We start from the raw sequence: 16,198 nt of genomic DNA on the forward strand, positions 1-16,198 counted from the left end.
CCGCCCCACCCCCGGCGGCGGGGGGCGCGCGCGCCCGCGCGCGCCGGGACCCGAGACGCCCCCCCGCCGCCCCCCCCCCCGCCCCGGGCGCCCCCCCGGCCGCTCGAACCGGCCGAGCTCGCGAAAGCGCACCTGCCCGGGAGCGCTCTTCGGTTCCGGGCTCGCCGGCGTGGAAGCCCGGGCGGAGGCCGGCGGGGCGGGCGGGGCGGAGGACACGATGGCCGGGCCGGGTGGCGGCGAGGCGGCCGAGCAGGCGGTGAGGGCCAGGAGGAGCACGGCCGCGAGGGGGCGCACGCCGTCCATACTCGCACGCCTGATCGGGGACGTTAAGGTTCAGAGCATGCCTACCGCATTGATCACGGGCGCCACCGCCGGCATCGGCGCCGCCTTCGCCCGCCGCCTGGCCGCCGACGCCTGCTCGCTCGTCCTGGTCGCCCGCGACGAGCGGCGGCTCGTCCAGGCCGCCGACCAGCTCAAGCTCAGGTACGGCGTGAACGTCGAGGTGCTGCCCGCCGACCTGGCCACCGAGGAGGGCCTGGCCAAGGTCGAGTCGAGGCTCCGCGACGGCGTCGACCTGCTGGTGAACAACGCCGGCTTCGGCCACCCCGGCGACTTCCTCAAGGTGCCGGTCGCCGACGAGCTGCGCATGCTCAAGGTCCACTGCGAGGCCGTGCTGCGGCTCACCCTGGCGGCGCTGCCCGCGATGCGCAAGCGCGACCGGGGCGCGGTGATCAACGTGGCGTCGGTGGCGGCGTTCTTCTCGCGCGGCACCTACAGCGCGTCGAAGGCGTGGGTGGTCAACTTCAGCGAGTCCGCGGCCAACGACGTGCGCAACCCGCGGATCAAGATCATGGCGCTGTGCCCCGGTTTCGTGCGCACCGAGTTCCACCAGCGGGCGTCCATGGACACCTCGGGCATCCCCGGGTTCCTGTGGCTGAAGGCCGACAACGTGGTCAGGGACGCCATGCGCGACCTCGCGCTCGGCAAGCGGGTCTCGGTGCCCGACCTGCGTTACAAGGCCATCGTCGCGATCGGCAAGCTGGTGCCGCACAACCTGGCCGGGCGCGTGTCGGCCAGGCTCGGCCGCCGCTGACGCCGGGGCGTACGACAAAGTGGGCCCCCGCCGCGGGAGGGGGTCGCGGTGGGGGCCCGGGACGGCCGTGAGGAACTCACGGCCGGGAACCGGCAGATCCGGCTGGACCTGCTAGCGGTTGGCCTCGTGACCGATGGCCAGGCCGCTCGTCGGGTCGAAGAAGTGCAGGTTGTGCGTGTCCAGCACCAGGTCGATGCGCTGGCCGGGACGCGCGTGGCTGCGGGCGTTGACGCGGGCGGTCCACAGGGACTTGTCGCCCACGAGCGGCAGCGCCGCCTCCTCGTCGTCGCCCGTGTCGGCGGCGGCGACGGTGTCCTTGTGCTCGACCGGCGGGGCGTCGATCAGGAACAGCACGTTGATCTCGGAGCCCAGCTCCTCGGTGACCTCCGCCTTGACGGGCAGGGTGGCCCAGCCGTTGGCGTGGTTGCCGGCCGAGTTGGCGTCCTCGAAGTCGGACGGGCGGATGCCGAGGATGACCTTCTTGCCGATGTACTGGTCGAGGCCCGGCTTGTCGGCGAACGCCGAGTCGGGGATCGGCAGGCTGATGTCGGCGAAGCGCACGGCCGCGCCGTTGTCGCGGACCAGCTCGGCGGTGACGAAGTTCATCGAGGGCGAGCCCATGAAGCCGGCGACGAACAGGTTGACCGGCTTGTCGAACAGGTTCTGCGGGGTGTCGACCTGCTGGAGCAGACCGTCGCGCAGGACGCAGACGCGGTCGCCCAGGGTCATGGCCTCGACCTGGTCGTGGGTGACGTACACGGTGGTGACGCCGAGGCGCTCGTGCAGGGTGTTGAGCGAGGCGCGCATGGAGACGCGGAGCTTGGCGTCGAGGTTCGACAGCGGCTCGTCCATGAGGAAGGCCTGCGGCTCGCGGACGATGGCGCGGCCCATGGCGACACGCTGGCGCTGACCACCGGACAGGGCGGCCGGCTTGCGCTTGAGGTAGGTCTCCAGGCCGAGCATCTTGGCGGCCTCGTTGACCCGCTTCTGGATCTCCGGCTTGGGCATCTTGCGAAGCTTGAGGCCGAAGGCGAGGTTCTCCTCGACCGTCATGTGCGGGTAGAGCGCGTAGTTCTGGAAGACCATCGCGATGTCGCGGTCCTTGGGCGGCAGGTGGTTGACCACCTTGTCGCCGATGGCGATCTCGCCGCCGCTGATGTCCTCCAGACCGGCGATCATCCGGAGCGCGGTCGACTTACCGCAACCCGATGGGCCCACCAGCACCATGAACTCGCCGTCCTTGATCTCAAGGTTCAGCCCGTTCACGGCCTTCACGCCACCGGCGTAGATCTTGTCGACGTTCGTCAGAACGATGGATGCCATGACATTCCTTCGCGCTCCAGGGCGATCGGCCCGGATGTTGGTTCTCGGTTCCCGTGGATACGTTTTCACGTATCTCACCCGAAACGGACATCGGTGTCAAGGGGTACCGCGTGACCAGCCCTTGCGGGAACGGTGACCTTCCAGTGGGACGGAATCCATGATGGAATCGTTTCCATGGAGAAGCGGGCGACGATCAAGGATGTGGCCGAGGCGGCCGGCGTGGGCGTCGCGACCGTGTCCCGGGTGTTGTCGGGCGGCTCGGCCAGCCCCAGCACCAGGGAACGGGTCCTGGCCGTCGCCGCCCAGCTCGACTACCGGCCCAGCGCGCTCGGCCGCAACCTGCGCCAGCGCCGCACCGGCGGCCTCGGGCTGCTCGTGCCCGACCTCACCGACACCTTCTACGGCCAGCTCTCCGAGGGCGTGCTCGCCTGCGCCCGGTCGGCGGGCGAGCCGGTCGTGCTGGGCTCGACGGGCGGCGACCCCGAGCAGGAGGCCGAGCTGATCGGCATGCTCCTCGAACAGAGCGTCGACCGGGTCATCGCGGTGCCCTCCGGCGACGCCGAGACGTGGGCGCCGGTGATCAGGGCGGGCATGACGGTGGTCTTCGCCGACCGCCTGCCGCCCGAGGCCGGACGCGAGGAGGAACACGACCGCGACCCCGCCGAGAGCGCGCTCGACGATCTCATGCTCCTCGACGGCGTGTCCCCCCGGGGGCGCGTCCCCGAGGTCGCCGCGCGTCCGCCGGACGTGCCCGCCGTCCTGGCCGACGACCGCGCCGGCATCCGCACGGCCGTGCGCTACCTCAGGGGCCTCGGCCACCGGCGCATCGCCTTCCTCGGCGGCCCCGGGCACGACCGGCGGGCCGACGCCTTCCGCGAGGCCGTGGGCGCGCCGGTCGACGAGGAGCTGGTGGTCTTCGGCACCGGCAGCCGCGACTCGGCGTACGCCGCCGCCTCGGGCCTGTTCCAGAGCCGTCCCGACCTGTCGGCCGTCGTCGCGGGCGGGAACGTCCTGGGCGAGGCCGCCGTGCTGGCCGCCCGCGAGCTGGACCTGCGGGTGCCGCGGGACGTGTCGCTGGTGATGTACGACGACGTGCCCTGGGCCGAGCTGTGCGCCCCGCCGCTGACCGTGATCGCCCAGCCGGGGCGGGACATGGGGTACCGGGCGTGCGAGCTGGTGCTGCGCGAGGGCACCCGGCGGGCCCGCTCGGTGGTCCTGCCCACCGAGCTGATCATCCGGGGGAGCTGCGGCCCTCGCAGGTGAACGAGGGCTCCCGTACCTCTCAACCCCGTAGTACCTCAGAGCTACGCGGAAGGTGCATCCTCCAGCGGGAAGCCGACTACAAGGCGTGATCCCTACCTTCGGTGCCGGAAGGAAGAACCGGCACGAAAGGGATATCCGCCATGGCCTCGCTCAGGAACCGTCTGCTCGCCGCGCTCGTCACCGCCTCGGTGGCGCTGCCGGCGTCCGGCGCGGGCGGGTCCGCCGGGGTGCCCGCGCCCGTTCCCGCCGCCGTGGCGCCGCTGCGCGCCGCGACCCCCGCCGCGCTCGCCGAGCGGTACGCCGCCGGCCGGACAACCGTCCTGGCCGCCGAGCACACCGCCGCCGCGCGGGGGCACCACCTGCGGGCGGCGGCGCTGCGGGCCATGGCGGAGCCGTCGCGCACGTTCCTGTCCTTCGACGGGCGCGACGGCGGCCGGACCGTGGAGGTCTTCGGCGACCTCGCCACCGCCCGGCGGATCGCCGTCCTGGTGCCCGGCTCCGACACGAACCTCGACCGGTACGGCCTCCTGCGCGCCGGCGCGACCCGCCTGCGCGAGGCGCTCGGGGACGGCTCGGCGGTCGTCGCCTGGGCCGGGTACCGCACGCCCAGCACGCTCAGCCTGGACGTGCTCACGCCCGCGCGGGCCGACGAGGCCGTGCCGGGGTTGCGGGCGTTCGTCCGGGAGCTGCGCGCGCTCAAGCCCGACGCCCGGCTGTCGCTGGTGTGCCACTCCTACGGCTCGGTGGTGTGCGGACGTGCCGCGCCCGGCCTGGACGTGGCCGACATCGTCCTGATGGGCAGCCCCGGCGCGGGCGTCCCCGACGTCGCCGCGATGCGCACCCGCGCGGCCGTGTGGGCCGGGCGCGGCGGCGGCGACTGGATCGGCGGCGTGCCGCACGCGCTGGTCGAGCTGCCGTTCGTCACGTTCGGGCTGGGGGCCGACCCGGTCTCGCCGGGGTTCGGCGCCCGCGTCTTCCCGGCGGGGGACGGCGGCCACAGCGACTACCTGCGGCCCGGCTCCCCCGCACTGACGGCCGTCGCCCGCATCGTCTCCGGAAAGGCCGCCCACGATGGCTGACTCCTCCCTGCCCGGCTCCTCCCTGTCCGACGCCTCCCACCACACGCCCCCTGCCCTGCGCGGCCGCCCGTCGGACGGTCGGCGCGGGCTCGTCGCGCGGATCGAGGCCGGGACGCCGCCGGAGCGCGACCGGGCACTCGACGCCCTGCGGGCCCTGGCCATCCTCGGGGTGATCGCCGGGCACTGGCTGGTGACCGCCGTGGTCACCGACAGCGGCAGCCTGCGCGTCACCAGCCCGCTCAAGGCCCTCCCGCAGCTCGCCCCGGTGTCATGGGCGTTGCAGATGCTGGCGATCTTCTTCCTGGTCGGCGGCCTGGTCGCGGCGAAGGGCTACACGTCGGCGCGGGCGGCGGGCATCGGGTACGGCCCGTGGCTGCGCGGCCGGCTGGGCCGGCTGTTCCGCCCGGCCGCGGTCGTCCTGGCGGTGTGGGCGGCGGCGGCGGTCGCGATGCTCGCCTCCGGTGTGTCGCTGGAGGAGGTCCGGGTGCTGGTCAGGATGGCCGTGGCCCCGATGTGGTTCCTGCTGGTGTTCGCCGCGCTGACGGCGGCCACGCCGCTGGTCGCCCGGCTGCACCCGGTCTGGCCGTTCGCGGCGGTCGTGGTCGCCGACGTGCTGCGGTTCGGGCCCGGCGGCCCGGCGTGGCTCTGGTGGGTGAACGTGGCGGCCGGATGGCTGGTGCCGTACTGCCTGGGCGCGGCCTGGGCCCGTGGGGAGCTGCGGAGCCGGGCCACCGGCTGGACGCTGCTGGCCGGCGGTGGAGCCGGGGCCGTGGCGCTGGTGGTGTGGGGCGGCTATCCGGCGACCATGGTCGGGGTGCCGGGCGCCCCCGTCTCCAATCTGGCCCCGCCCTCGCTCGCGGCCGTCGCCTACGGGCTCGCCCAGTGCGGCGCGGCGCTGCTGCTGCTCGGCCCGCTGCGCAGGCTGCTGCGCCGCCCCGCCGTGTGGGCGGCCGTGGCCGTCGCCAACCTGGCCGCCATGACGATCTTCCTGTGGCACCAGACCGCGTTGATCGTGGTGACCGAGCTGGGCCTGCTGGCGAGCCGGGTGCTGCCCGGCCCGCCGGGCGGCACCCAACTGCCCGGCCCGCCGGGCGGCACCCAACTGCCCGGCCTGCACACGGTTCCCGACGGGTTCGGCTGGCTGGCGGCCCGGCTGGCCTGGCTCCCGGCGTTCGCGGTGGCGCTGCTGGTGTGCTGCGCCGCCTTCCACGCCTACGAACGCCGCGGCGCCCGCTAGAGCCCGCTAGAGCAGCTTCTCGATGGCCGAGACGACGGCCGGGTCGTCGGGGGTGATGCGGGGACGGAAGCGGCCCACGACGTTGCCCTCGCGGTCGAGCAGGAACTTCTCGAAGTTCCACTGGACGTCGCCCGCCGCGCCCTCCTCGTCGGCGGCCTGGGTGAGCTCGGCGTAGAGCGGATGCCGGTCGGGGCCGTTGACGTCGGCCTTGGCCAGCAGCGGGAAGTCGACGCCGTACGTCGCCGAGCAGAACTCCTGGATCTCCTCCGCCGTGCCGGGCTCCTGGCCGGCGAACTGGTTGCAGGGCATGCCGACCACGCTGAAGCCGCGCGGGCCGAAGTCCTGCTGAAGCTTGACCAGGCCGGTGTACTGGGGGGTCAGGCCGCAGCGGGAGGCCACGTTGACCAGGAGCACGGCCTTGTCCCCGGCGAGGTCGCCGAGCGTGGTGGGGTCGTCCGCGAGGGTGCGGAGCGGGATGTCGCGAAGGCTCATGATCTGAAGCTTACAGAACGACGCCGGCCGCAGATTGTGACCTATTCCTCATTTTTCCCCTAAAACCCCTGAATATCCACTATTCGTGATCTTGTAATTTCTCCCGATTTTTCATGGTCAATTAGGAAAGAAGGTCGTTTGTCAGGCAGGGTGACGCGGTCCCCGTCACCTTCGAAAGGGAATCCGCATGCCCATGCTCCGCCGTACCGGTGTCCTGGTCCTGGCCGCCACTCTCGTGGCGGCGACCGGCACCACGGCCGCACAGGCGCAGACCTCCCAGAGCAGCGGCAGGAACAAAGCCATCGCCAAGTCCCTGCTCGCCCAGCGCGGCTGGGGTGCCGCGAGCTACGGCTGCCTGGTCAGACTCTGGGCCAGAGAGAGCGGCTGGAACCACAGGGCCGGCAACCGGTCGGGCGCCTACGGCATCCCGCAGGCACTCCCGGGCCACAAGATGGCCTCCTCGGGCGCCGACTGGCGCACCAACCCGCGTACCCAGATCAGGTGGGGTCTGGGCTACATCGAGCAGCGGTACGGCTCGCCGTGTCGCGCGTGGGCGCACTTCCAATCCCACAGTTGGTACTGAGTCAAACCCCAGGTATGTCCGCGTTTTTCCTCAAGGACATGCCATATGGGCGACGGGCAGGGCAATCCCGGCCCAGCGAGATCGCCTTTTATCCGAATTGAGCGCGCAAACTCCTGTCCTTCGCGTGTCGCGATCGCGGCCCGCGGTCACGGCCCGTAATAGGAATCGTGCTAGAGGACACGTCGTGGCGCCTTCCGGGCCGTCCAGCACGATCGGGCGGTACAGGATCCCGGGGGGCCGCGCGGACCCTCCGCGTCCGAGCCACGGACGCCGGACGGCAGGGCGCCCCCGCGGGGGCGCCCGTCCGCACGCGACCCGGAAGCAAGGATCGCCTTGGACAGCAAACGCGTGCTCAGCGGCACTCTTCTCACTATCAGCGCGTTCGGCGTCACGACCGGTGCGGCCTGGGCGGAGTCCCAGCCACCGATGATCAAGATGCGGACCTGGACAACGTCAGCGCAACCGAAGATCGCGGCCGTGAGGCCCGCCGGAAGAAACAAGAAGATCGCCCTGGGACAGGTCGTCCAGCGTGCGTGGAACTACCGGGAGTTCCGCTGCCTGGACAACCTGTGGACCAGAGAGAGCAATTGGAACCACCACGCGCTCAACAGATCGTCGGGCGCCTACGGAATCCCGCAGGCGCTGCCCGCGGGCAAGATGAGCGGCGCGGGCAAGGACTGGAGGTCCAACCCCGAGACGCAGATCCGCTGGGGCCTGGCCTACATCAAGGGCAGGTACGGCAGGCCCTGCGGCGCCTGGGGGCACTGGAGATCGCACAACTGGTACTGATCTCCCGCTCCGGAGGGTACCCGGGCCCGCCTCGGGTGCCCTCCTACTGGCCCGCGTGCACCGCGATGGCCTGGATCAGCAACTCGACCCCGAACTCGAACTCCGCCTCGTGGTCGCACTCGGTCAGCAGCGGCGCCAGCGCGCTCACCTCGGGGAACAGCGCCGGATCGACCTCGGCGGCCTCGACCGTCCGGCTGTGGACGGGCGCGAACGTGGGCGTCACGCCGACCTCGCGCAGCAGCGAGCCCACGATGAAGGCGATGAACATGCGCAGCATGCGGACGGCGTCCGGCCCGTCGAAGCCCGCGCCGCGCAGTGTGGCCAGCGCCCGCTCGACCGGCAGCAGCCCGGCGTGGGAGTGGAGCTGACGGCTGACCACCACCATGGTCGAGCGCGGATGGTGATGGGCGATCTGCCGGAAGGCGCGGGCCTGCGCCCGCACCCGGTCGGTCCAGTGGGCGTCGGGGTCGTCGGTGAACTCGATCCCGCTCAGCACGCTCTCGGCCACGCCGTTGAGCAGGGCGTCCTTGTTCGGCACGTGGTTGTACAGGGACATCACGCCGACGCCGAGCTCGGCCGCGATGCGGCGCATGGAGACCGCGTCCGCGCCCTCACGCTCGATGAGGTCGATGGCCGCGGCCACGATGCGCGGCCTGGACAAGGGCTCGGTGGTCATAGCTCATTCTATTGACGCACGTACACCGTACGTGCAAGGGTCGAGCCGTGGACGTACACCGTACGTAATCCCCCTCGCGGAGGTCCCTATGTCGACGCACGATCTCTACACCCTCCCCGCCGAGCTCTCCACCTGGGACGTCGGGATGGCCGGCACCAGCCGGTTCACCTGGGAGTACGACGAGGGCCGCGATCGCATGCTGGCCTTGTACCAGAAGGGCAAGGACAAGCAGTGGGACTCGACCAAGCGCATCGACTGGGACCTGGAGGTGGACCCGTACAACGTGCTCGGCATCCCCGACACCACGATCGCCATCTACGACACCCCGCTGTGGCACCGGCTCGGCCCCCAGCAGCGCCAGGACGTCCGGCTGCACGGCGCGGCCTGGCAGTTCTCCCAGTTCCTGCACGGCGAGCAGGGCGCGATGATCTGCTCGGCCCGGATCGTGGAGTCGGTCCCCGACCTCGACTCCAAGTTCTACGCCGCCACCCAGACCATGGACGAGGCCCGCCACGCCGAGACCTACGCCCGTTTCCTCCAGGAGAAGGTGGGCCTGGCCTACCCGATCAACGAGCATCTCAAGGCGCTGCTGGAGAGCACGCTCAGCGACTCCCGCTGGGACATGCCCTACCTCGGCATGCAGGTGCTCATCGAGGGCCTGGCCCTGGCCGCGTTCGGCGTGATGCGCGACATCACCACCAAGCCGCTGCCCAAGCAGATCCTCGCGTACGTGATGCAGGACGAGGCCCGGCACGTCGCCTTCGGCCGCATGGCGCTGCGCGACTACTACCAGAACCTGTCGGAGTCCGAGCTGCGCGAGCGCGAGGACTTCGTCATCGAGGGCTGCTACCTGATGCGCGACCGGCTGCGCGGCGCGGAGTCCTGGGAGCACCTGGGCCTGTCCAGGGCGGAGACCGACGAGGTCATGCGGGCCACCGACCAGTCGGAGTACCTGCGGCTGTTCCGCTCGCTGCTGTTCAGCAGGATCGTGCCGTGCGTCAAGGACATCGGGCTGTGGAGCCCCCGGCTGCAGCAGGCGTACGCCGACATGGGCGTGCTGGAGATGGCCGGCCAGTCGCTCGACGCCCTCATGAAGCAGGACGAGGACATCGCCGACCAGCTGGACGCGGCCCGCTTCGCCGCCGAGGAGTCCGAGCGGCACGCCGAGGTCGCCGACACCATCGCCCTCGGCTCGACCACCCCCTGACCGGCGGCGGGCCGAACGGCCTGACCTCAGCGTCCGCCGTGGAAACGCCGGTGCAGCTCGTGCACCTCGTCGGCCAGCTCGGGGACGGGCCCGTCCACCGTCACGCCCGGCGCGACGGCGTTGACCGGCAGCGTGCTCACCGGCGGCGCCGGCACGCCCAGCTCGCCCAGCCAGTCGGCGAGCTGGGCCGACGACGCCACGTAGACGATGCGTCCCAGCCCCACCCAGGCGTGGGCCGCCGCGCACATCGGGCAATGCTCGCCGGAGGTGTAGACGGTGGCCGCCGCCCGCTCCGGCGGGGTCAGGTTGGCCGCCGCCCAACGTGCCAGCTCGAACTCCGGGTGCCGGGTGCGGTCGCCGCCGGCCACCCGGTTGTGGTCCTCGGCCAGCACGGCGCCGTCCCCGGCGACCAGCACCGACCCGAAGGGCTCGTCGCCCGACTCAAGCGCCTCGGCGGCCAGCTCGACACAGCGGCGCAGGTACGGCAGTTCACTCTGGTCGATCATCACGACTTCCTGTCCGGTGAGAAATGGTGAGCGGAAAGGACAGCCCCGTTGGCCTACGCCGCACCCGAGCCGCAGGTGGACGTGTTGCCCGGCCGCCGCGACGGTGGCGGAGGCGGGGCCGGCGGGCAGGTCATGGGGGTCTCGTTTCCGCACGTTACCTGCAGAAACCCCCACATTTACCGCAAAAAATGGGTTGATCCCACGTATTAACCTGGATGGGATGCCTCCCGATACTGACACACCTCGCCGTCCCCTGCTCTCCTCCAACTCCCTGTGGCGGATGAAGTCCTACCTCCGCCCGTACGCCGCCAGACTGGTGCTCATCTGGCTGGCCGCGATACTCAGCATCGCCGCGAGCATCGCGCTGCCCCTGATCAGTGAGAAGGTCATCGACGGCCCCGTGACGCGGGGCGACTCCGACGGGCTGCTCCCGCTCGGGCTCATCGCCCTGGGCGTGGGCGTCGTGGAGGCCGGGCTGATCTTCCTGCGGCGCTGGACCCAGGTCAAGCCCGTCCTCGGGCTGGAGACCGCGATCCGCGACGACCTCTACGAGCACCTTCAGCGCCTGCCGATGGGTTTCCACGGCGACTGGCAGTCGGGCCAGTTGTTGTCGCGGGCCACGACGGACCTGTCCACGATCCGCCGCTTCCTCGGCTTCGGCATGCTCTTCCTGGTGATGAACGTCCTCCAGCTCATCACCGTGACCGTGCTGCTGCTGAACAAGTACTGGCCGCTCGGGCTGCTGGTGCTGGCCTCGGCCGTGCCGATCGTGTGGACGTCCCTGCGGTTCGAGAAGCGGTACATCAAGATCTCCCGGCAGGTCCAGGACGAGCAGGGCGACCTCGCCACGCTCGTCGAGGAGTCGGCCATCGGCATCCGTACGATCAAAGCCTTCGGCCGCCGCCACCACGTCTACGACCGGTACGACGAGGCGGCCCGCAAGGTGTACGGCAGCTCGGTCGACAAGGCCAACCTGTCGGCGAAGTTCTTCGCCTTCCTCGAAGTGATCCCCAACGTCACCCTCGCCCTGGTGCTGCTGCTCGGCGCCCTCGCGGTGGGCTCCGGCTCGATGACGCTGGGCACGCTGGTCGCCTTCACCACCCTGATGCTCCAGCTCGTCTGGCCGATCGCCAGCCTCGGCTACATCCTGGCCATGGCCCAGGAGGCGATGACCTCCGCCGACCGTGTCATGGAGGTCATGGACACCGTCCCGGCCATCGAGAGCGGCACCCGCACGATCGAGCTGCCCCGCGGCCACCTGCGGTTCGAGGGCGTCGGGTTCACCTTCCCCGGCGCGGACGGGCCGGTGCTGCGGGACGTCTGGCTGGACGTGCACCCCGGCGAGACGGTGGCCGTCGTCGGCGCGACCGGCGCCGGCAAGACCACGCTGACCGCGCTGGTGCCCCGCCTGATCGACCCCACCGTGGGCCGCGTCACGATCGACGGCGAGGACGTGCGCGCCCTCGACCTGACCACGCTGCGCTCGCTGGTGGCCACCGCGTTCGAGGAGCCGACGCTGTTCTCGATGAGCGTGCGCGAGAACCTCATGCTCGGCCGGCTCGACGCCACCGAGGAGGAGCTGGCCGATGCCATCCGCACCGCGCAGGCCGGTTTCGTGTACGACCTGCCCTGGGGCCTCGACACCCGCATCGGCGAGCAGGGCCTGTCGCTGTCCGGCGGGCAGCGACAGCGGCTCGCCCTGGCGCGGGCGGTGCTGAGCAGGCCGCGCGTCCTCGTCCTCGACGACACCCTGTCCGCGCTCGACGTGGAGACCGAGGCGCTGGTGGAGGAGGCGCTGCGGCACGTCCTGCGCGAGGCGACCGGCATCGTGGTCGCCCACCGCGCCTCGACCGTGCTGCTGGCCGACAAGGTGGCGCTGCTGCGCGACGGCACCATCACCCACGTCGGACGTCACCACGAGCTGCTGGCCGACGTGCCCGAGTACCGCGAGCTGCTGGCCCAGGACGCCGACTTCGACCCCTCGGAAGGAGCGCTGCGATGACCACCGCCCCCGTCTCCTCCTGGCGCGGCGTCGCCTCCGAGGAGCAGGACGAACTGCCGGAGAAGGTCTCGGTGCTTCTGCGGGAGCGCTCCCGCAGGCTGCTCGGCGACCTGCTGCGCCCGTACCGCAAGCCCATCGCGCTGCTCACGGCGATCATCGTCGTCTCGAACGCCGCTGCGCTCGCGATCCCGTACCTGGTCAAGGTGGGGATCGACGACGGCATCCCGCCGATGACCAGGGGGTCCGGGCCGGAAATCCTGCTGAGCGTGGTCGGGGTGATCCTGGCCGCGGCCGTCACGCAGGCGCTCACCCGGAAGGCGTTCCTGCGCCTGTCGGGGAAGATCGGCCAGAGCGTGCTGCTGGAGCTGCGCAGGCGGGTGTTCGACCACTTCCAGCGGCTGTCGCTCAGCTTCCACGAGAAGTACACCTCGGGCCGGGTCATCTCCCGGCTGACCTCCGACATCGAGGCCATCTCCGAGCTGCTCCAGTCGGGCTTCGACGGGCTGGTCAAGGCGGTGCTGACGATGTTCGGCACGGCCGGCCTGCTGCTGATCCTCGACGTGCACCTCGGCCTGGTGGCGCTGGTCCCGCTGCCGCTGCTGCTGCTGTTCACGCGGTGGTTCCGGCGCCAGTCGGTGATCGTCTACCGGCGGACGCGGGAGACGGTCGCCCTGGTGATCGTGCACTTCGTGGAGTCGATGACCGGCATCCGCGCGGTGCAGGCGTTCCGCCGGGAGCCGCGCAACCAGGAGATCTTCGCCCAGCTCAACGACGACTACCGGGACGCCAACGCGCGCAGCATGGTGCTGGGCGCGGAGTTCATGTTCGGCATCAAGCTGATCGGCAACCTGACCGTGGGCGGGGTGCTGCTCTACGGCGGCTACCTGGCCATCAACGACGAGGTCACCGTCGGCGTGCTGGCCGCGTTCCTGCTGTACCTGCGGCAGTTCTACGAGCCGATGCAGGAGCTCAGCCAGTTCTACAACACCCTGCAGTCGGCGGGCGCGGCCCTGGAGAAGCTGTCCGGGGTGCTGGAGGAGGAGCCGGGCGTGCCGGAGCCGCGGCGGCCCGAGGCGCTGCCCCAGCCGGCCCGCGGCATGGTCCGCTTCGAGGACGTCCGGTTCGCCTACGTCGAGGAGATGCCGATCCTGCCCGGCCTCGACCTGACGATCCCCGGCGGGCAGAGCGTGGCGCTGGTCGGCGCGACCGGCGCGGGCAAGACCACGCTGGCCAAGATGATCTCCCGCTTCTACGACCCGACCGCGGGCCGCGTCCTGCTCGACGGGGTCGATCTGCGCGACCTGGACGAGACGACGCTCCGCCAGGCCGTGGTCATGGTGACGCAGGAGAACTTCCTGTTCAGCGGCACGGTCGCGGACAACATCAGGTTCGGCCGGCCGGACGCCACCGACCGCCAGGTCCGCGAGGCGGCCAAGGCGATCGGCGCGCACGAGTTCGTCGCCGGCCTGCCCGACGGTTACGACACCGAGGTCGGCAAGCGCGGCGGACGCATGTCGGCGGGCCAGCGGCAGCTCATCGCGTTCGCCAGGGCGTTCCTCGCCGACCCCGCGGTGCTCATCCTCGACGAGGCCACCTCCAGCCTCGACGTGCCGAGCGAGCGGCTGGTGCAGCGGGCGCTGCGCACGATCCTCGCCGACCGCACCGCGCTGATCATCGCCCATCGGCTCTCGACGGTGGAGATCGCCGACCGGGTGCTGGTGATGGAGGCCGGCCAGGTCGTCGAGGACGGGCCGCCCGACCGGCTCATCGCCGCCTCGGGCCGCTTCGCCGGGCTGCATCGGGCCTGGCTGGAGAGCCTGAGTCAGTGATCCGGGACACCATCGGCCCGCCGCGCGGGCGGCGGGCTAATGGTGGACGGGCGTGACGGCCACGAGGCTCCGGTAAAGCTCGTACCCGATGAACAGGGCGACGGGCACCCCGATCGCGACGAGCAACCGGCCGGCCAGGGGCGCCCCGGGCAGGGGCGCCTTCCGCTCCTCCAGCGGCGGGCCGGACGCGGTGCCGAACCCGGGCGTGAGCTCGGGCAGCAGCGCGGGCAGCACTTCCGGCTCAGGCCGCAGCTCGGGGTGCCTGGCCAGGTAACCGCTGGGGAACGACGTCACGTGATAGCCGCCGCATCCCGGGCAGCACGCGCCCGACGAGGGAGGTTGCACGGCAACGCCGGAGCTGAGCCAGATCTCGACCTCGTTGCCGTGGTCGTCGGCGAAATGCCGGACGACGAATTCCTCCTCCCAGACACGCAGACAGCGAAGGCACTCGAAGGGCCAGGTCTCGCGGGTCTCGAACCCGTCGCGCACGAGGATCACCCCCGGCTGGGATTCGGTGGTCTAGGTGGTCTAGACCTGAGTCTGCGCCTGACCGCGCGCCTCCGCAAGGCGTAACTTATGACACTTCAAGCTACGAAACGCTCACCAAGTGTCATGGTTTACCGGCGATTTTCGCTACTTGTCCGCCCACCTCCGGGACCGGCGTCAGTACGGACGTCGCGGCGGAACCGGGCTGAGCAGCGGCGTCGCGTCCGGCACGCCGGGTTCGGCCGCCCGGAAAAGCTCCGGATGACGGGCCAGATAGCCGGCCGGGAACGTGGTGGTCTGCTGACAGCCGCAATGCGGGCAGATCACCCCGGACGACGGCGGCGGCACCACCAACCCGTCCCTGAGCCAGATCTCGGCGGCGTTCCCGTGCTCGTCGTCGACGTGCCTGACGAGGTAGTCCTCTTCCCAGACGTGCCAGCAGCCGCGGCACTCCAAGGGCAGGGTCCTGCGTTCTTCCTCCACTGAGGTCACCCCCTCCCTTCGAGTGTCCGCCTCCCCTCCCGCCTGCCGCAAGCCGGGGGTCACCGAACCGTGAGCACGAAGGTGGCGGCCCCCAGCACGACGCTGAGGGTGCCGAGCCAGGCGAACAACGCGTCGAGACCCGCGTCGATGGGCCGTCCGCCGTGCAGGGCCTCCTGGACCCGGCGGAACCGCACCCCGGTCCTGATCAGCAGGACGGCGCCGCAGAGCGCGGCCAGCGCGAACCCCGCGACGGCCACGGCGGGCAGGCCGTGGCGCACCGCGAGCCCGGCGGCGCCGAGCCCGCCCGTGGCCAGCGCCACGGCGGTACGCACCCAGGCGAGCCGGGTGCGCTCGCTCTGCAGGCCCTCGTCCCAGATCTCCTGTGACATCTACACCGACAGGATGATGAGGACGAGGGCGATGACGGCGACGGTGGCGACGCCGTACCCGAAGACGGCCGCGAGGGCGGGCGGCGGGAGCGGCGCCTGGTTGCGCAGGGCGCGCTGGATGTTGCGCCAGCGCGGATAGGCCATGCCCGCGGCCAGCGCGGACAGCGACACGAGCATGACGGCCAGCACTGTGCGGACCCACGGCACGAACACGTCCGCGGGGACCGCCGCCATGGCCACCCCGCCCGCGCTGAGCGCCAGCGCCGTGCTCAGCCACGTGAGAAAGGTGCGTTCGTTGGCCAAGGTGAAACGCGGGTCGGGCTCCATGCCTTATATGGTAATTCGTCCCCTTTTCCCCTAGAGAAGCCGGGATTTCAGCTGCACGCCTTGGCGACCTGCTGCGCGTAGTCGACCGCTTCGCCGGCCACCTTCTGGGCCGCGTCGACGGCGTCGTTGACGTTCTGCACGTCGATCCCGCTCAAAGTCTTGGCAAGATCTTCGCTGGCCTGCTTGAGCGTGGTGTTGGCGGCCTTGTCGGCCACGTCGTTGAGCTTGCCCGCGGCGTCGTCGAGCGCCTTGTCCATGGCCTTGGGGTCGTCGGTGAGGTCCTTGACCTTGGCGGCCAGGTCGGTGACGATCTTCGGCGCCTCCAGGCACGCCTGGGCCTTGTCGATCGTGTCGTTGACCTCGCCGCACCCGGCGGCCAGGACGCATACGGCGAAGAGCGCCAGGGGAACGAACCGGCTCTTGATGAGTCGCAT

18 protein-coding genes are annotated in these 16,198 nt (G+C 71.3%); 9 read left to right on the forward strand and 9 right to left on the reverse strand.

Annotated elements, in window-relative coordinates:
* Positions 1–340: 340 nt before the first annotated feature.
* Positions 341–1,093, forward strand: coding sequence for an SDR family oxidoreductase (locus ABZ815_RS23705; protein ID WP_357701286.1), 753 nt, complete (start codon positions 341–343; stop codon positions 1,091–1,093).
* A 111-nt stretch (positions 1,094–1,204) separates the two neighbouring features.
* On the opposite strand, the gene ugpC is transcribed toward ABZ815_RS23705, so the two are convergent.
* Positions 1,205–2,416: a sn-glycerol-3-phosphate ABC transporter ATP-binding protein UgpC gene (gene ugpC, locus ABZ815_RS23710; protein WP_357701288.1), complete on the reverse strand. Its 1,212-nt coding sequence runs from the start codon at positions 2,414–2,416 to the stop codon at positions 1,205–1,207.
* A 174-nt stretch (positions 2,417–2,590) separates the two neighbouring features.
* On the opposite strand from ugpC, the gene ABZ815_RS23715 reads away from it, so the two are divergent.
* The 3 genes from ABZ815_RS23715 to ABZ815_RS23725 all read left to right on the forward strand — a co-directional run bounded on the left by ABZ815_RS23715 (position 2,591) and on the right by ABZ815_RS23725 (position 5,995).
* Positions 2,591–3,679 (forward strand): LacI family DNA-binding transcriptional regulator, encoded by a 1,089-nt coding sequence (locus tag ABZ815_RS23715; protein ID WP_357701290.1) that lies wholly within the window; start codon positions 2,591–2,593, stop codon positions 3,677–3,679.
* A gap of 140 nt (positions 3,680–3,819) precedes the next feature.
* Complete coding sequence (locus tag ABZ815_RS23720) at positions 3,820–4,758, forward strand: alpha/beta hydrolase (protein ID WP_357701292.1); 939 nt, start codon at positions 3,820–3,822, stop codon at positions 4,756–4,758.
* Entirely contained in the window at positions 4,751–5,995 is a 1,245-nt protein-coding gene (locus ABZ815_RS23725; RefSeq protein ID WP_357701294.1) for an acyltransferase, read from the forward strand. The genes ABZ815_RS23720 and ABZ815_RS23725 overlap by 8 nt, the downstream gene beginning before the upstream one ends.
* Before the next feature lie 6 nt (positions 5,996–6,001).
* Here the strand turns inward: ABZ815_RS23725 and ABZ815_RS23730 are convergent, their stop codons facing one another.
* On the reverse strand, positions 6,002–6,487 hold the full coding sequence (locus tag ABZ815_RS23730; protein WP_357701296.1) for a glutathione peroxidase: 486 nt from the start codon (positions 6,485–6,487) through the stop codon (positions 6,002–6,004).
* Between the two features lie 187 nt (positions 6,488–6,674).
* Here ABZ815_RS23730 and ABZ815_RS23735 point away from each other — a divergent pair, with 187 nt between their 5' ends.
* A complete protein-coding gene (locus tag ABZ815_RS23735) occupies positions 6,675–7,070 on the forward strand; it encodes a transglycosylase SLT domain-containing protein (protein ID WP_357701298.1) in 396 nt (131 codons plus the stop codon).
* A 477-nt stretch (positions 7,071–7,547) separates the two neighbouring features.
* The gene (locus tag ABZ815_RS23740; RefSeq protein WP_357701299.1) at positions 7,548–7,859 is read left to right on the forward strand and encodes a transglycosylase SLT domain-containing protein; all 312 of its coding nucleotides are present in this window, start codon (positions 7,548–7,550) and stop codon (positions 7,857–7,859) included.
* Positions 7,860–7,902: 43 nt separating this feature from the next.
* Here ABZ815_RS23740 and ABZ815_RS23745 read toward each other — a convergent pair whose 3' ends face one another.
* Positions 7,903–8,535 carry a TetR/AcrR family transcriptional regulator C-terminal domain-containing protein gene (locus tag ABZ815_RS23745; RefSeq protein ID WP_357701301.1) on the reverse strand — a complete coding sequence of 211 codons (633 nt, stop codon included), beginning with the start codon at positions 8,533–8,535 and terminating at the stop codon, positions 7,903–7,905.
* 88 nt (positions 8,536–8,623) lie between these two features.
* Here ABZ815_RS23745 and ABZ815_RS23750 point away from each other — a divergent pair, with 88 nt between their 5' ends.
* Positions 8,624–9,742: a ferritin-like domain-containing protein gene (locus ABZ815_RS23750; RefSeq protein WP_357701303.1), complete on the forward strand. Its 1,119-nt coding sequence runs from the start codon at positions 8,624–8,626 to the stop codon at positions 9,740–9,742.
* 26 nt (positions 9,743–9,768) lie between these two features.
* Here ABZ815_RS23750 and ABZ815_RS23755 read toward each other — a convergent pair whose 3' ends face one another.
* On the reverse strand, positions 9,769–10,248 hold the full coding sequence (locus ABZ815_RS23755; protein WP_357701305.1) for a nucleoside deaminase: 480 nt from the start codon (positions 10,246–10,248) through the stop codon (positions 9,769–9,771).
* Between the two features lie 220 nt (positions 10,249–10,468).
* Here ABZ815_RS23755 and ABZ815_RS23760 point away from each other — a divergent pair, with 220 nt between their 5' ends.
* Together ABZ815_RS23760 and ABZ815_RS23765 are read left to right on the forward strand one after the other, a co-directional pair.
* Complete coding sequence (locus ABZ815_RS23760) at positions 10,469–12,250, forward strand: ABC transporter ATP-binding protein (protein WP_357701307.1); 1,782 nt, start codon at positions 10,469–10,471, stop codon at positions 12,248–12,250.
* The gene (locus ABZ815_RS23765) at positions 12,247–14,079 is read left to right on the forward strand and encodes an ABC transporter ATP-binding protein (RefSeq protein ID WP_357701309.1); all 1,833 of its coding nucleotides are present in this window, start codon (positions 12,247–12,249) and stop codon (positions 14,077–14,079) included. Before ABZ815_RS23760 ends, ABZ815_RS23765 begins: the two co-directional genes overlap by 4 nt.
* Before the next feature lie 36 nt (positions 14,080–14,115).
* On the opposite strand, the gene ABZ815_RS23770 is transcribed toward ABZ815_RS23765, so the two are convergent.
* The 5 genes from ABZ815_RS23770 to ABZ815_RS23790 all read right to left on the reverse strand — a co-directional run bounded on the left by ABZ815_RS23770 (position 14,116) and on the right by ABZ815_RS23790 (position 16,198).
* Positions 14,116–14,568, reverse strand: coding sequence for a hypothetical protein (locus ABZ815_RS23770; RefSeq protein WP_357701311.1), 453 nt, complete (start codon positions 14,566–14,568; stop codon positions 14,116–14,118).
* Positions 14,569–14,742: 174 nt separating this feature from the next.
* Entirely contained in the window at positions 14,743–15,057 is a 315-nt protein-coding gene (locus tag ABZ815_RS23775; RefSeq protein ID WP_357701313.1) for a hypothetical protein, read from the reverse strand.
* 50 nt (positions 15,058–15,107) lie between these two features.
* The gene (locus tag ABZ815_RS23780; protein ID WP_352324107.1) at positions 15,108–15,437 is read right to left on the reverse strand and encodes a DUF202 domain-containing protein; all 330 of its coding nucleotides are present in this window, start codon (positions 15,435–15,437) and stop codon (positions 15,108–15,110) included.
* The gene (locus tag ABZ815_RS23785) at positions 15,438–15,764 is read right to left on the reverse strand and encodes a DUF202 domain-containing protein (RefSeq protein WP_357701315.1); all 327 of its coding nucleotides are present in this window, start codon (positions 15,762–15,764) and stop codon (positions 15,438–15,440) included.
* A 47-nt stretch (positions 15,765–15,811) separates the two neighbouring features.
* Positions 15,812–16,198 (reverse strand): hypothetical protein, encoded by a 387-nt coding sequence (locus tag ABZ815_RS23790; protein WP_357701316.1) that lies wholly within the window; start codon positions 16,196–16,198, stop codon positions 15,812–15,814.

This window comes from Nonomuraea sp. NPDC047529 (assembly GCF_040642995.1).
Classification (GTDB): domain Bacteria; phylum Actinomycetota; class Actinomycetes; order Streptosporangiales; family Streptosporangiaceae; genus Nonomuraea.